Source organism: Pseudomonas sp. IT-P258 (assembly GCF_949767825.1).
Lineage (GTDB): Bacteria > Pseudomonadota > Gammaproteobacteria > Pseudomonadales > Pseudomonadaceae > Aquipseudomonas > Aquipseudomonas monachiensis.
The window spans coordinates 209,292-224,199 of sequence record NZ_CATKPU010000098.1 but is presented as its reverse complement, the minus strand read 5'-3'; the positions used below and the strand labels follow the sequence as shown (position 1 = coordinate 224,199).

The 14,908-nt window shown below is 60.5% G+C and carries 15 protein-coding genes; 8 read left to right on the top strand and 7 right to left on the bottom strand.

All coding sequences use genetic code 11. The features are described 5' to 3' along the window. Positions 1–86 precede the first annotated feature (86 nt). Positions 87–854, top strand: a complete 768-nt coding sequence (locus ACM6G4_RS27035; protein ID WP_414914986.1) for a DODA-type extradiol aromatic ring-opening family dioxygenase — start codon at positions 87–89, stop codon at positions 852–854. 169 nt (positions 855–1,023) lie between these two features. On the opposite strand, the gene ACM6G4_RS27030 is transcribed toward ACM6G4_RS27035, so the two are convergent. Further along, entirely contained in the window at positions 1,024–2,697 is a 1,674-nt protein-coding gene (locus ACM6G4_RS27030; RefSeq protein WP_034150150.1) for a DEAD/DEAH box helicase, read from the bottom strand. Between the two features lie 422 nt (positions 2,698–3,119). On the opposite strand from ACM6G4_RS27030, the gene ACM6G4_RS27025 reads away from it, so the two are divergent. After that, positions 3,120–3,911 (top strand): crotonase/enoyl-CoA hydratase family protein, encoded by a 792-nt coding sequence (locus tag ACM6G4_RS27025; RefSeq protein ID WP_056727102.1) that lies wholly within the window; start codon positions 3,120–3,122, stop codon positions 3,909–3,911. An 89-nt stretch (positions 3,912–4,000) separates the two neighbouring features. Here ACM6G4_RS27025 and ACM6G4_RS27020 read toward each other — a convergent pair whose 3' ends face one another. Continuing rightward, positions 4,001–4,756: a spermidine synthase gene (locus tag ACM6G4_RS27020; RefSeq protein WP_414914985.1), complete on the bottom strand. Its 756-nt coding sequence runs from the start codon at positions 4,754–4,756 to the stop codon at positions 4,001–4,003. A 150-nt stretch (positions 4,757–4,906) separates the two neighbouring features. Here ACM6G4_RS27020 and ACM6G4_RS27015 point away from each other — a divergent pair, with 150 nt between their 5' ends. Further along, a complete protein-coding gene (locus tag ACM6G4_RS27015) occupies positions 4,907–6,253 on the top strand; it encodes a class II 3-deoxy-7-phosphoheptulonate synthase (RefSeq protein ID WP_056727104.1) in 1,347 nt (448 codons plus the stop codon). Positions 6,254–6,414: 161 nt separating this feature from the next. Here ACM6G4_RS27015 and ACM6G4_RS27010 read toward each other — a convergent pair whose 3' ends face one another. Together ACM6G4_RS27010 and ACM6G4_RS27005 are read right to left on the bottom strand one after the other, a co-directional pair. Next, positions 6,415–7,644 carry a winged helix-turn-helix domain-containing protein gene (locus tag ACM6G4_RS27010; RefSeq protein ID WP_414914984.1) on the bottom strand — a complete coding sequence of 410 codons (1,230 nt, stop codon included), beginning with the start codon at positions 7,642–7,644 and terminating at the stop codon, positions 6,415–6,417. A gap of 64 nt (positions 7,645–7,708) precedes the next feature. Then, positions 7,709–7,924: a DUF1127 domain-containing protein gene (locus ACM6G4_RS27005; protein WP_008049076.1), complete on the bottom strand. Its 216-nt coding sequence runs from the start codon at positions 7,922–7,924 to the stop codon at positions 7,709–7,711. A gap of 95 nt (positions 7,925–8,019) precedes the next feature. On the opposite strand from ACM6G4_RS27005, the gene ACM6G4_RS27000 reads away from it, so the two are divergent. Further along, positions 8,020–8,874 carry a LysR substrate-binding domain-containing protein gene (locus ACM6G4_RS27000; protein WP_056727106.1) on the top strand — a complete coding sequence of 285 codons (855 nt, stop codon included), beginning with the start codon at positions 8,020–8,022 and terminating at the stop codon, positions 8,872–8,874. Here ACM6G4_RS27000 and ACM6G4_RS26995 read toward each other — a convergent pair. Then, on the bottom strand, positions 8,864–9,598 hold the full coding sequence (locus ACM6G4_RS26995; RefSeq protein ID WP_056727107.1) for a sulfite exporter TauE/SafE family protein: 735 nt from the start codon (positions 9,596–9,598) through the stop codon (positions 8,864–8,866). The two genes, ACM6G4_RS27000 and ACM6G4_RS26995, sit on opposite strands and share 11 nt — an antisense overlap. Before the next feature lie 126 nt (positions 9,599–9,724). Between ACM6G4_RS26995 and ACM6G4_RS26990 the strand changes: the two genes are divergently transcribed. From ACM6G4_RS26990 to ACM6G4_RS26975, 4 genes are all read left to right on the top strand, one after another. Then, positions 9,725–10,681, top strand: a complete 957-nt coding sequence (locus ACM6G4_RS26990; protein ID WP_414914983.1) for a LysR family transcriptional regulator — start codon at positions 9,725–9,727, stop codon at positions 10,679–10,681. 67 nt (positions 10,682–10,748) lie between these two features. Then, the gene (locus ACM6G4_RS26985) at positions 10,749–11,210 is read left to right on the top strand and encodes a MarR family winged helix-turn-helix transcriptional regulator (RefSeq protein WP_414914982.1); all 462 of its coding nucleotides are present in this window, start codon (positions 10,749–10,751) and stop codon (positions 11,208–11,210) included. 349 nt (positions 11,211–11,559) lie between these two features. Then, positions 11,560–11,979, top strand: a complete 420-nt coding sequence (locus ACM6G4_RS26980) for an organic hydroperoxide resistance protein (RefSeq protein WP_056727109.1) — start codon at positions 11,560–11,562, stop codon at positions 11,977–11,979. Positions 11,980–12,012: 33 nt separating this feature from the next. Next, positions 12,013–13,029 carry an alpha/beta hydrolase gene (locus ACM6G4_RS26975; RefSeq protein ID WP_056727110.1) on the top strand — a complete coding sequence of 339 codons (1,017 nt, stop codon included), beginning with the start codon at positions 12,013–12,015 and terminating at the stop codon, positions 13,027–13,029. A gap of 90 nt (positions 13,030–13,119) precedes the next feature. Here ACM6G4_RS26975 and ACM6G4_RS26970 read toward each other — a convergent pair whose 3' ends face one another. After that, positions 13,120–13,689, bottom strand: a complete 570-nt coding sequence (locus tag ACM6G4_RS26970; protein WP_007943632.1) for an elongation factor P — start codon at positions 13,687–13,689, stop codon at positions 13,120–13,122. A gap of 48 nt (positions 13,690–13,737) precedes the next feature. After that, positions 13,738–14,880 (bottom strand): elongation factor P maturation arginine rhamnosyltransferase EarP, encoded by a 1,143-nt coding sequence (gene earP / locus ACM6G4_RS26965; RefSeq protein ID WP_414914981.1) that lies wholly within the window; start codon positions 14,878–14,880, stop codon positions 13,738–13,740. Positions 14,881–14,908: the final 28 nt, after the last annotated feature.

The window sequence follows — 14,908 nt, the reverse complement described above, 5'->3', positions numbered from 1 at the left end:
TCGATCAAAACACCCTAAAACTTATATTAGATTTAGATTAATGATCTGACTGAAGATGTTGCATCTTAACTCTCAGGAGCTCATTCATGTTCCCCAGCCTGTACATATCCCACGGCTCCCCCATGCTCGCCCTGGAACCCGGCGCCAGCGGGCCGGCACTCGCCCGCCTGGCCGCCGAATTACCGAAGCCCAAGGCCATTGTGATTGTTTCCGCACACTGGGAAAGCAATGAGCTGCTGGTCAGCGGCAATCCACAACCGGAAACCTGGCATGACTTCGGTGGCTTTCCCAAAGTCCTGTTCGAAGTCCAGTACCCGGCTCCCGGCGACCCACGACTCGCCGCAGAGGTTGCCGAATTACTGAAAACCGCTGGCTTTGCAGCACGTATCGACAGCAATCGACCTTTCGACCATGGCGTCTGGGTGCCTTTATCGCTGATGTACCCGCAGGCAGACATCCCGATTGTCCAGGTTTCATTGCCCACCCGTGGCGGTCCCGCCCTGCAGACCCGTGTTGGTCACGCGCTGGCCAGCCTGCGCGAGCATGGCGTGCTGCTGATCGGCTCCGGCAGCATCACTCACAACCTGCGGGAACTGGACTGGCATGCCGGCCCCGAGAGCGTTGAACCCTGGGCCCGGGCATTTCGCGACTGGATGATCGAAAAACTCGCCGCGAACGACGAAGACGCGCTGCACGACTATCGCGCGCAGGCGCCAAACGCTGTACGCAATCATCCGAGTGATGAGCACTTGTTGCCGTTGTATTTTGCCCGCGCTGCCGGGGGGCCGTTCAGCGTTGCCCATCAGGGGTTCACCATGGGGGCATTGGGCATGGACATCTATCGCTTCGGTTAGCCAATAAGGCAAAAGATCGTCCGAACGCGGCCCGAGCCTTCGGCAGCTCCTACGGAGGAATGTGACCCCATGTAGGAGCTGCCGCAGGCTGCGATCTTTTTTACAGGCATAAAAAATCCCCGAACCAGTCGGGGATTTTTCATGTTCGATCAATCAGCCCGAGAGCGGATCAATCTTCGCGGTAGCGACGCAGCTTCAACTGCTTGCCGGCAACGCGAGTGTCCTTCAGCTTGGTCAGCAACTTCTCCAGACCATCTTCCGGCAACTCGACGAGGCTGAAGCTGTCACGCACCTGGATGCGACCGATCGCTTCACGCGCCAGGCCACCTTCGTTGAGGATGGCGCCCAGCAGGTTCTTGGCAGCGATACCATCACGCGCGCCCAGCGCGGTACGGCAACGTGCACGGCCTTCGCCCAGTGGCATCGGAGCACGACGCTCGCGGTCGCCACGCTCAGGACGATCACCGGAACGCTCTGGACGATCGCCACGCGGTGCATTGTTCGGCACCAGTGGACGTTCTTTCTCGATAGCGGCCAGGTTCAGCGCTTGACCGTTGGTTGCCTTGCGCAGCAGGGCTGCGGCCAGGGCACGCGGGCTGCAACCGATGTCGGCGGTCAGGCGATCAAGCAGATCACCGTGAGTCGATTCGGCCTCGGCCACCAGCGGCGACAGGCTGTTGGTCAGTTTCTTGATGCGCGCATCCAGAACGGCTTGAGCGTCCGGCAGGCGAACTTCAGCAACCTTTTGACCGGTTACACGCTCGATCACTTGCAGCATGCGGCGCTCACGCGGAGTCACCAGCAGCAGCGCACGACCTTCGCGACCGGCACGGCCGGTACGGCCGATACGGTGAACGTAGGACTCCGGGTCGTACGGCATGTCAACGTTGAACACGTGAGTGATGCGCGGAACGTCCAGGCCACGAGCAGCAACGTCGGTCGCCACAACGATGTCCAGACGGCCATCCTTGAGGGAATCGATTACGCGCTCACGCTGGTTCTGGGCGATGTCACCGTTCAGCGCAGCGGCTTTGTAGCCTTTGGCTTCCAGGGCACTGGCCAGATCCAGGGTCGCTTGCTTGGTACGCACGAACATGATCAGGGCGTCGAAATCTTCCACTTCCAGCAAGCTGAGAACGGCCGAAGTCTTCTGATCAGCGTGAACCAGCAGGTGAGCCTGCTCGATCGCGGTAACGGTCTGGGTCTTGGTCTGGATCTTCACGTGTTGCGGATCGCGCAGGTGGCGTTCGGCAATGGCGCGGATCGACTGCGGCAAGGTGGCCGAGAACAATACGGTCTGACGGGTTGCAGGCAGAGCCTTGAAGATAACTTCCAGGTCGTCCATGAAACCCAGCTTGAGCATTTCGTCGGCTTCGTCGAGAACCAGGTGGTTCACGGTCGCCAGTACTTTTTCGTCGCGACGCAGGTGGTCGCACAGACGGCCCGGAGTGGCGACAACGATCTGTGCGCCATTACGGATTGCTTTCAGCTGTGGGCCCATCGGCGCGCCGCCGTAGACAGCCACAACAGTTACGCCCGGCATTTGCTTGGCGTAGGTTTCGAAAGCGGTTGCAACTTGTAGCGCCAACTCACGAGTTGGTGCCAGGATCAGGGCTTGCGGTTCGCGCTTTGCAGGATCGATGCGATGCAGGATTGGCAGGGCGAACGCAGCGGTTTTACCCGTACCGGTTTGCGCCTGACCAATCATGTCGTGACCGGCCATGATGATCGGGATCGATTGCTGCTGAATAGCCGATGGCTCTTCGTAGCCAGTCGCGGTGACGGCTGCAAGAATATTCGGATTAAGATTAAAAGCGGCGAAGCCGCCGGTTTCCTGGGTCATGGGTCTGCCTCTAAGTGCATCCGCAAAGACCCATGCTCCAAAGCTGCGCGTGCCGTGTTGAGACTCAAGAGTCGCCCTGGCAGCTTTGTCGGCGGGGATTTGCGAAAACGAATGAATGAAAAGAATCGTCAAGGGAGAGTCCGCAGTACGGACGTGCAGCCGAAGCTGGCTTCGGGGAATTGCTCTACCTAAACGCGGCCCGGCTAAAGGCCGGCGCGCACTATACCGGAATTTGCCAAAAAAGGGAGCTTTTTTTATCGGAAATCCACCGGATACGCCGTTGTGTCACAGGCTTTGCGAATAATCGGTCAGCCGTCTACTTTTCAAAGGCCCGGCCTTGCGGGTGATGGCGCTAAAACGGTTCACCCTTTGCCGTGCAGACCGCCGGTCCGGCACGCCCTTCCCACCCCGAGGATCGCTCCATGAATCAGCCCAGCTCCAGTCGAGTCAGCCGCGAACGGCATGGCCACGTGTTCCTGATCGGTCTGGACCGGGTGGCCAAGCGCAACGCCTTCGATCTCGACCTGCTCAACGCATTGAGCCTGGCCTATGGCGAGTTCGAAGCCGACAGCGAGGCGCGGGTGGCGGTGGTGTTCGCTCATGGCGAGCACTTCACCGCCGGGCTCGACCTGGTCAATGCCAGCGTCACACTGGCAGATGGCTGGCAGGTTCCGCCCGGCGGCTGTGATCCGTGGGCGGTGTTCGCAGGCCCCAGGGTCAGCAAACCGGTGATCGTCGCCGCCCAAGGCTACTGCCTGACCATCGGCATCGAATTGATGCTGGCCGCCGACATCAACCTGTGCGCCAGCAATACCCGGTTTGCACAAATGGAAGTGCAACGGGGAATCTTCCCGTTCGGCGGTGCGACCCTGCGCCTGCATCAAGTCGCCGGTTGGGGGAACGCCATGCGCTGGTTGTTGACCGGTGACGAATTCGACGCCCGTGATGCCTTGCACCTGGGCCTGGTGCAGGAGGTCATGGCCAGCGAGGACTTGCTGCCCCGGGCGATTGAACTGGCCGAACGGATCGCCCGCCAGGCACCGCTTGGGGTTCAGGCGACACTGATGTCGGCGCGACAGGCCCGATATGAAGGGGAAACCGCGGCGGCAAAGGCGTTGCCGCTGCTGGTCAAGAAGTTGATGGCCAGCGAGGACGTCAAGGAAGGTGTGCGGTCGATGGTGGAGCGACGGCCCGGAGTGTTCAAAGGTTGCTGAAAATCTGCGTAGGAGCTGCCGAAGGCTGCGATCTTTTGATCTTCAAAGATCGCAGCCTTCGGCAGCTCCTACAGGGGAATCTGTGGTCCTCAGGTGGCCGGGCGAATGCACTTGATCAACGAATCCAGCGAATACCCTAACCGCGGCGCCAGCGTTTCGGCGCGGGCGATCAGGCCGTCCATGTCCAGTTCCTGGTCCAGCTCCGACGGCACGATCAGAATCACGTTGCCCTCCTTCACCGGCAGCTCCCAGTAATGTCGGTGGTATAAACCGCGCAACAAGGCGGCGCCCAGGGGTTTGCCATCGTCGGTAGCCCACTGATTGATGACCAGCCAGCCCCCCGGATTCAATCGCTTCTGGCAGTTTTCCAGAAAGCTCCAGGCCAGATGACCGACACCCGGCCCGACGTCGGTATAAAGGTCGACGAAAATCAGGTCCGCCGACTCAGCGGTGTCCAGCAGCTCCAGCGCATCGCCAACACGGATGTACAGGCGCGGATCGTCATCCAGCCCCAGATATTCAATGGCCAGGCGCGGTACATCCGGGCGCAGCTCGATGGCTTCGACATCTTCCAGCGGCAGGAACTTGAGGCAAGCCTGAGTCAGCGTCCCGGCGCCGAGGCCGAGAAACAGCGCACTTTCCGGTTGCTGGTGGCACAGCGCTCCGATCAGCATCGCCCGGGTGTAGTCGTACTCGAGCCAGCTCGGGTCGGCCGTGAACACGCAGCTTTGCTCGATGGCATCACCGAACTCGAGAAAACGGTAATCGGCCACTTCCAGCACGCGAATCACGCCGAACTCGTCCTGTACCTCGGCGAGCAGATGCTCGACGCGCTCCTCAGTCATTTCATCTCCTGATCGTCACCGGGGCCGGCAACGCAATAACACCGCGCGTGGAGAGCGGCAAAGGCGAGATTGTCGGCGAAGCGACGGGAACAGGTCACGCACTAATTTGCTGATAACATGGACGTCCGAGCGAAAACACTAGAGACCGTGATGAGCCAACCCTGGAGCCCTGACAGCTGGCGCGCCCTGCCGATCCAGCAACAACCCCGATACCCCGACGCCGCGCATTTGCAGCAGGTCGAGCAGACCTTGGCCAGCTATCCGCCGCTGGTGTTTGCCGGCGAAGCCCGGGAGTTACGCCGTCAGTTTGCCGAGGTGACCCAGGGCCGCGCGTTTCTGTTGCAGGGTGGTGACTGCGCCGAAAGCTTCGCCGAGTTCTCCGCGGCGAAAATCCGCGACACCTTCAAGGTGTTGTTGCAGATGGCAATCGTGATGACCTTTGCCGCCGGCTGCCCGGTAGTCAAGGTCGGGCGCATGGCCGGGCAGTTCGCCAAGCCCCGTTCGGCCAATGACGAAACCATCGATGGCGTGACCTTGCCCGCCTACCGTGGCGACATCGTCAACGGCATCGGCTTCGACGAAAAAAGCCGCGTGCCGGATCCGGAGCGCTTGCTGCAGTCCTACCACCAGTCCACCGCGACCCTGAACCTGTTGCGCGCCTTCGCCCAGGGCGGTTTCGCCGACCTGCACCAGGTGCACAAGTGGAACCTGGACTTCATCGCCAACTCGGCGCTGGCCGAGAAGTACAGCCACCTGGCCGATCGCATCGATGAAACCCTGGCGTTCATGCGCGCCTGCGGCATGGACACCTCGCCGCAGTTGCGCGAAACCAGTTTCTTCACCGCCCACGAAGCGCTGTTGCTGAACTACGAAGAAGCCTTCGTGCGTCGCGACAGCCTGACCAACGATTACTACGACTGCTCGGCCCACATGCTGTGGATCGGTGACCGCACCCGCCAGCTCGACGGTGCCCACGTCGAATTCCTGCGCGGGGTGAACAACCCGATCGGGGTCAAGGTCGGCCCGAGCATGAACCCCGACGACCTGATTCGCTTGATCGATGTGCTCAACCCGGACAACGACCCGGGCCGCCTGAACCTGATCGCGCGGATGGGCGCTAACAAGGTCGGTGATCACTTGCCGCAGCTGATCCGCGCCGTCCAGCGTGAAGGCAAGCAGGTGCTGTGGAGTTCCGACCCGATGCACGGCAATACCATCAAAGCCAGCAGCGGCTACAAGACCCGCGACTTCGCGCAGATCCTTGGGGAGGTGAAGCAGTTCTTCCAGGTGCACGAAGCCGAAGGCAGTTATGCCGGTGGTATCCACATCGAGATGACCGGGCAGAACGTGACCGAGTGCATCGGTGGCGCGCGGCCGATTACCGAGGATGGCTTATCGGATCGCTACCACACCCATTGCGACCCGCGGATGAATGCCGATCAGTCGCTGGAACTGGCGTTTTTGATTGCTGAAACTCTGAAGCAGGTTCGGCGGTGAGTCAGTAACCTTTTTGCTGCCTGATAGTCCGCCTTCGCGGGCAAGTCGGATCGCCGCACCGCCGCTCCCACAGGGTACGCGTCGTACACATTAATTGTGACCGGCGCAGTCATTGTGGGAGCGGCGGTGCGGCGATCCGACTTGCCCGCGAAGAGGCCAGCTCAGTCAGCGCCAATTTTTGTGAATGCCACCCTCAACCTTGCCGCACTCGCCCGCGGGCAATTGAGCTGAACCTGCGCCAGCCCAAGCCAATCCGCCATCTGCCGCAGATTGACCGCCAGCGCCAGCATCCCCTCCTCGTCCAGCCCCGCGTCCTCTTCATGCACCGCATGCACTGCCAGACGGCCCGCAGCCCGTTCCGCGCGAAGATCCACCCGTGCTGCAATCCGTTCGTTGTGCAAAAACGGCAGGACGTAATAGCCGTACACTCGCTTGTCTTGCGGTGTGTAGATCTCCAGCCGATAGCGGAAATCAAACAGCCGCTCGGTCCGGCTGCGCTCCCAGATCAGCGAATCGAACGGTGAGAGCAATGCACTGGCGACGACTTTGCGCGGCACTTTCGGCTCGGGCAGACAATAGGCCGGTTGCCGCCAGCCCTGGACTTCGCAGGTCAGCAATTCCCCGGCCTCGACCAACTCGGCCAAACGTGGACGACTGTCCCCAGGGTTCAAGCGGAAATAGTCACGCAAGTCCTTCTCCGTACCGACTCCCAAGGCCGTTACCGCATGCCGCAACAGGCCGCGCTGGGCCTCGCCTTCACTCAGGATGGGGTGCGCAAGCACCGCCCGGGGAATCACCCGCTCCGGCAGATCGTAGAGCCTTTCGAATCCGCGCCGTCCGGCAACGGTCACTTCACCGGCAGCGAACAACCATTCCAGCGCATGCTTTTCCGCACTCCAGTCCCACCAGGGGCCGGCCCGCTCCTGACGGGTCGACAGACTTGCGGCCCCCAACGCGCCCTGCTCCTCGACCGAAGCCAGCACCCGGCGAATGGTGTCCTGCTGTTCACGGCCAAAGCGCGCCAATTGCTGATAGATGTCTTCGCCACGGCTCGCACGCTGCATGCGCCAACGCATCAAGGGGTACATGGAAAGTGGCAACAACGAGGCTTCATGGCCCCAATACTCGAACAACGTACGGCGCCGGCCCTGGCTCCAGGCAGCCTGGTCGAGCAAATCGGATGAGTAATTGCCGAGGCGGGAAAACAGCGGAAGGTAGTGCGAACGCACCAATGCATTGACCGAATCGATCTGCAGAATGCCCAGCCGTTCGATCAGGCGATTGAGCGCAACTGCCTTGATCGCCGCTGACGACGACCGCCCGTTGAACCCTTGGGCGGCCAGCGCCAGACGCCGAGCCTGTTTGAGGGTAAAGGACAACGTTGCGGGCATGGGTGCCTCCTTGTCTGCTCGCAACCTACCTCACCGGTAAGGGGTTTGTGTAGCGTGGCATTCATCATTTATGCATCGGGTCATTCCAGAACGGCTTGATCGACTCGTTCTCCACATCCGCACGGCTCATGCCGATGTCCTTGAGTGCTTCGTCGCTCAAGCTCGCCAGCAGTTCGCGCTCGCGATGCAGTTCGTACCAGCGGCCGACCTTGTGCAGCAGATCGGATATCACGTGAATCGAGTGTTTTTCTGATCCCTGGAACTCGTGTTGACCTTTCATCTTGTTGCCCTCCGTTTGGATGGATCCAGTCTCGCGCCGGGTCTAAGATCAATCCAACGAATGTTTCTGATGTCACATATCTCGGAGATTGATGGATGTCCGCCTACCCGAGTATCGATACCGAAGTGTTGCGCACCTTCGTCGCCATCGCCGACCAGGGCGGCTTTACCCGCGCCGGCGAAATCGTCAACCGCACCCAGTCTGCCGTCAGCATGCAGATGAAACGCCTGGAAGAAGATGTGCTGCAGCGCCAGTTGTTCCAGCGCGACGGGCGGCAGGTGCGACTGACGGCCGAAGGCCAGGTGTTGCTCGGCTATGCGCGACGCATCCTCAAGCTGCACAGTGAGGTCTTCAATACCTTGCGTGAGCCCGACATGGTCGGCACCGTGCGCATCGGCACGCCGGACGATTATGTGATGCGGTTCCTCCCGGGGATCTTGCGCCGGTTTGCCCAGTCTTACCCGCTGATTCAGATAGAAGTGCACTGCGAATCATCTAAACAACTGCTGATGCGCCAGGATCTCGACCTGTCCATCGTGACCCGCGAACCGGGCAGCGAAATCGGCCAGTTGTTGCGCAAGGAACGTTTTGTCTGGGCCCAAGCGCAATGCTACAGCGCTCATGAGCAGACGCCGCTGCCGCTGGCGATGTTCAACAGTGATTGCTTCTGCCGACTGTGGGCCTGCAATGCCCTGGATGCCCGGGGGCGCGATTACCGGGTGGCGTACAACAGCGACAGCCTGTCGGCGATCATGGCGGTGGTCAGCGCCGGCCTGGCCGTCACGGCACAACTTGAAAGCCTGATCACCGCTGACATGCGCATCCTCGGTGAGGCCGAGGACCTGCCGCTGCTGCCCGAGGCCAGCATCATGCTCGTGCGCAACCTGCATAACCCGTCGCCCATCACCGAGTGCCTGGCCGAGCACATCGTCGAAGGCTTCAAACTTTGAAGGCGAGCATCACCGCACAGAACACCAGGAACCCGCAAAACAGCCCACGCAGCAGCCGCTCGGGCAAAGCGTGGGCAACCTTCACCCCCCAACTGATACTCATCAACCCACCGACCGCCAAAGGTAAGCCGATCACCCAGCTGACCTGATGGTGCGCGGCGTAAGTCACCAGCGTCACCCCTGTACTCGGCAAGGCAAGCGCCAACGACAACCCCTGTGCAACCACCTGGCTGGTGCCGAACAGACTGGTCAGCACCGGCGTCGCCACCACCGCGCCCCCCACGCCGAACAACCCGCCCATCGTGCCGGATGCAGCGCCAAGCACGCCCAGCCAGGGCCATGAGTAGTTCATCTGCGAGGTCGCCGGAGCGCTGGCGGCGAACATCCGAACAAGGTTGTACGCCGACAGCGCGATCAGGAATGCGACAAAACCAATGCGCATGGTTTGCGCATCAATGCCCACCGCCCAGATCGACCCGAGCCAGGCGAAGCAGAACCCCATGATGGCCAGCGGTAGCGCGTGGCGCAGTTCGATCCGGTTGCGCTGATGATAGCGCCACAGCGCCAGCATCACGTTCGGCACCACCATCACCAGCGCCGTGCCTTGGGCTATCTGCTGATCGAGCCCGAACAGCACGCCCAGCAGCGGAATGGCGATCAGGCCGCCGCCGATGCCAAACAACCCGCCGAGCGTGCCCAACGCAGCGCCAAACACCAGATACATCAAGAACTCAATCACAGCCTTTTCCCCATCGCCGTCAGGCCTTTGATCCTACGCAGTTGCTGCTGGCGCGGAAACGCACAGCATCGCACAATGGCTGTGCCAAATTCGCACAAGCACAAACTTGCCATGAACCCCAATCAACTGACCGACCAACTGGCCTTGTTCCTCGACGTGCTGGAAACCGGCAGTTTTTCCGCCGTCTCGCGCCGTCATCCGCTGACCCCTTCGGCCGTGGCTCGACGTATCGACAGCCTGGAAAGCGCAGTCGGCAGTCAACTGTTCCTGCGCAGTACCCATGCGGTACGCGCCACCCCGGCGGGATTGGCCTTTGCCGAGCGCGCACGGCGGATCGTCGCCGAATTGCGCCTGGCCCGGGCCGAGGCCGTGTCCCTGAGCAGCGCGCCGGAAGGCCTGATTCGTATCGATGCGCCGGCAGCCTTTGGGCGCCGGCACCTGGCACCGGTGATTGCCGATTTCCTGATGCTCTACCCCGGGCTCGATGTACAACTGCACCTGATCGACAGCTTCGTCGACATGCAGGGCCTGAACCTCGGCAAGGTCGATCTGGTATTGCGTGCCGGGCAATTGGCCGACACCCGGCTGGTAGCCACGCCCCTGGCGAGCATGGTGCGTATCGCCTGCGCCAGCCCTGATTATTTGCGGCGTCGCGGCGTGCCGAGCGAGCCGTCACAGCTGATTGAACACGACGGGCTTGACTGGGATGGCCTGGCTCCCCCCTTCGCCTGGCGTTTCGAGCGCGGCGGGCAAATGCAGTTGCACCGGCCGGCGCGGATCCGCATGAGCGCCAACAATGCCGAGGCGCTGGTGTGCGGCGCATTGGCCGGACTGGGTATCGCGCATCTGCCGACCTGGCTGGCCAGCGAGTACCTGTTGCGCGGTGAGTTGCTGCCGCTGTTCTGCGACAGCGGCCTGCCGAAACCGGAAAGCGCCGGCATCTATGCCTTGCGCCTGGAACAGCAGCCCAACTCCCGCAGTCGCTTGTTGCTGGAGTACCTGAAAACCCGTTTCAGCCCCGTTCCGCCCTGGGATCTGGTGCTGCAAACCCATTTGCAACTGCACTAATCAAAATTATCTGGCGCATTAAAGATTCGCCCGCTAGATTCTTCAGATCACAGATCAAGGCTTCAACATGAGCACCGAGCGCAACACCCCGGACAACTGCGACAACCTGCTGCTGGACAATCAGGCCTGCTTCGCCCTGCATTCCACTTCGCTGATGATGACCAAGGTCTACAAACCCTTGCTGCAAGCGCTGGGCCTGACCTATCCGCAATACCTGGCGATGATGGTGCTATGGGAAAGGGACGGTTTGACCGTAGGTGAAATCAGCACGCGGTTGCTGACCGATCCTGGATCGTTGACGCCGCTGCTCAAGCGCCTGGAAGCCGAAGGCCTGCTCAGCCGAACCCGCAGCCGCGAAGACGAGCGGGTGGTGATCGTCGAACTCACCGAACAGGGCCGGGCGTTACGCGACAAAGCCCGCGATGTTCCCCAGTGCATCCTCGGCGCCAGCGGGATGACCGTGGAGCGCCTGCAAAACCTGCAGGCGGAGTTGCAGGAACTGCGTCGTCACCTGCAAGACAGCCTCTAGTCTCCAATTCACCACAAATCCCCTGTGGGAGCGGGCTTGCTCGCGAAAGCGGTAGATCAGTCGACTCTTGTGTTGACTGAAACACCGCCTTCGCGAGCAAGCCCGCTCCCACATTTGCTTTGTGCTGTCCCACAGAACTCGATTTCCCCTCCGAAAACCGCCCGCATAACCTCCAGTCGCTCTAACTCGATAGTTCCAGCCAATCCTTCTCAACCGTTCGTCTGTTCTGGAAAATTTATTTTATTTTTTATCTTGCGCGCTAAATATTTGCGCGATACATTCACCTCGCACTTACTTAGCGCGCAAACATTTAGCGCAAAACAACCAAACTCCGAACGAGGCTTTCACCATGCAAACTCTCTACACCGCAATCGCAACTTCCACTGGCGGCCGTGACGGTCGGGCGGTTTCCAGCGACAACATCCTCGACGTCAAGCTCGCCACGCCGAAAGAGCTCGGCGGTGCCGGCGGCGCAGCCACCAACCCAGAGCAACTGTTCGCTGCCGGCTACTCCGCCTGCTTCATCGGTGCCCTGAAATTCGTGGCCAGCCAGACCAGGCGCAGCATTCCCAACGACGCTTCTATCACCGCCCATGTCGGCATCGGCCAGATCCCTGGCGGCTTCGGCCTGGACATCGACCTGCACATCAGCCTGCCGGGTCTTGAACAAGCCGATGCACAAGCACTGGTCGATGCGGCCCACCAGGTCTGCCCGTACTCCAACGCCACCCGTGGCAACGTCGATGTGCGTCTGCACGTTACCGTCTAACCGCTGATTACCAGGCCCGAACAGGAAACGAACATGAACACTTTCAGCAAAGTCTTGACCGGTACCCTTCTCGCCTTGTCCATCGGGAATGCGATCGCAGGTAACGGGGTTGAACACAACACCCAGGCATTCCTCGACGTACTGAACGCAGGCACCGGCAAACCGATGGAGCAAATGACGCCCGCCGAGGCCCGCGCGGTTCTGGTAGGCGCTCAGTCCGGGGTCAAGCTGACGCTGCCAAAAGCCGATGTCAGCCAGAAGACCATTCAAGTCGACGGCCAACCGATCAGCCTGACCATCGTCCGGCCGGCCGGGGTCAAGGGCGAGCTGCCGGTGTTCATGTTCTTCCACGGCGGTGGCTGGGTGCTGGGGGATTTCCCGACCCACGAGCGGTTGGTGCGTGACCTGGTGACGGGTTCGGGTGCCGCGGCGGTGTTCGTGAACTACACGCCGTCGCCGGAAGCGCATTACCCGGTGGCGATCAACCAGGCTTATGCCGCGACCCGATGGGTGGCCGAGCACGGCAAAGAGATCAATGTCGATGGCCAGCGCCTGGCGGTAGCCGGCAACAGCGTCGGCGGCAACATGGCGGCGGTGGTTGCGCTGATGGCCAAGGACAAGGGCACTCCGGCGATCAGGTTCCAGGTGCTGTTGTGGCCGGTGACTGATGCCAACTTCGAAACCGCGTCCTACAACCAGTTTGCCGAGGGGCACTTCCTCAGCAAAAACATGATGAAGTGGTTCTGGGACAACTACACCACCGATGCCAAGCAGCGCAACGAGATCTACGCCTCGCCACTGCGCGCGACCACTGCCCAGTTGAAAGGACTGCCTCCAGCGCTGGTTCAGACCGCCGGAGCCGACGTATTGCGCGACGAAGGCGAAGCCTATGCCCGCAAACTCGATGAAGCCGGAGTGCCGGTGACCTCGGTTCGCTACAACGGCCTGATCCACGACTACGGTTTGCTCAACGTGGTGAGCCAGGTGCCAGCGGTGCGTTCGGCGATGTTGCAGGCGTCTGAAGAGCTCAAGCAACACCTGAAGAAATAACGCAGAACAACATGTGGGGGTCAACGCAGATTCTGCAGGCACAAAAAAGCCCGACTCAATGGTCGGGCTTTTTCATTCCTGAAGCTGTGCTTATTTGGCACGGCCTTTGTAGGAACCGCCTTCGCGGGTATCGATCTCGATCATGTCGCCGATTTCGATGAAGTCAGCAACCGACAGCTCGGTACCGTTCTTCAGTTTGGCAGGCTTCATTACCTTGCCGGAAGTGTCGCCGCGAGCGGAACCTTCGGTGTAGTCAACCTGACGCACGATGGTGGTCGGCAGCTCTACGGAAACCAGACGCTCTTCGAAGAAGATCGCTTCGCAAACATCGGTCATGCCTTCTTCAACGAAAGGCAGAACGGCTTCGATGTCTTCAGCGTTCAGCTCGTACATGGTGTAGTCGGTGGTATCCATGAACGTGTAGGTGTCGCCGCTGATGAAGGACAGGGTCGCTTCTTTGCGGTCGAGGATTACGTCGTCCAGTTTGTCGTCGGCGCTGTAAACGATCTCGGTCTTGTAACCGGTCAGCAGGTTCTTCAGCTTGGTCTTCATGATCGCGCTGTTACGACCGGACTTGGTGAATTCAGCTTTCTGAACCAGCCAAGGATCGTTTTCGAGACGAATCACGGTCCCGGGTTTCAGTTCTTTACCAGTTTTCATTGCGAATATCCGAATTTGGATGGGATTTACAAAAATCTAGGCCGCGTATCATATCCAATTTCCATAAAACTGTACCAGCGCCGTGGCAAGATCGGCCTGCAAGGCCTGTTCCTGACACCACGCCTCGGCGTGTTTTTCCAGCTCTGGCCAGTGTTTACGGGTCAATTGCCAGTGGTCGGCTATTTTTTCACCAGCGTTCCACGCCCGCCAGAGACCGCTGATCGCCTCCCGCGCAGGTGCAGATAACCCTTTTACATAAAGTTCAAGGAAGGCTTCGAGCTTGTCCAGGTGGATGTCTTCTTCCTGCCGATAGATGTGCCAGAGAAATGGCCGGCCGGCCCATTGGGCGCGCACAAAGGAGTCTTCGCCGCGCACGGCATTGAAATCGCAGCACCACAGTAACCGGTCGTATTGGTCCTGGCGGACGAATGGCAGCACCTGCACGGTCAAGGCGTCGCGCACATGCACGGCACCGGCCGCCAGCCCCTGCACACCGAGCCAACGCTCGACGTCGCCGAGAATCCGCCCTTCCGGCACCAGCAGATGAGTGGCCGTAGAATCGCCAGCCATTGCATCGAGCCAACTGGCCAGACCGCTGTTTTCGTAGGCAAACAATGAGATCAACTGCGCGCCGGGCGCAGGATCAATCCCCATACCTTGCAGGAATTCTCTTTGAGCCTGCGGGTCTTGCTGAAATTGCCGACGCCGTTCCAGCAACCCTCGCTCACGCAGCAGTCCGCCGGTGCCCTTCTGGAATCCAGGGAAGAAAAAGAACTTCTGTACGCTTTTGTACTTCACAGAGGGTAAGCCGTGACAACCGATCACCCAGTCCTCGGCGCTCAGATAGTCGAGGTTCATCCATAGGGGCGGCTTTTCCCGTTCGACCATGGCGTCCATATAGGCGCTCGGCAACTGGCAGGCAAACGCAGCAATCACCACATCGGCGGCTTCGGTCGGCTGCCATTCGGCTGGCCATTGGCGCACATCGACGTCGTGCTGCCATTGCTGCACAGCGTCGATGTCGATTTCCGGGCACAGGCGCTCGAATGCTCGCAGGTCATCGACCCATAGACGCACCGCCAGTCCATGTTCGGCCACCAGTTGCCGGGCCAGTCGCCAGGTCACGCCGATGTCGCCGAAGTTGTCGACCACGGTGCAAAAAATATCCCAGCGGGTTTTCATTTCAGGCATACCAGGTTCCCGTTGGCAAAGGCGCCGA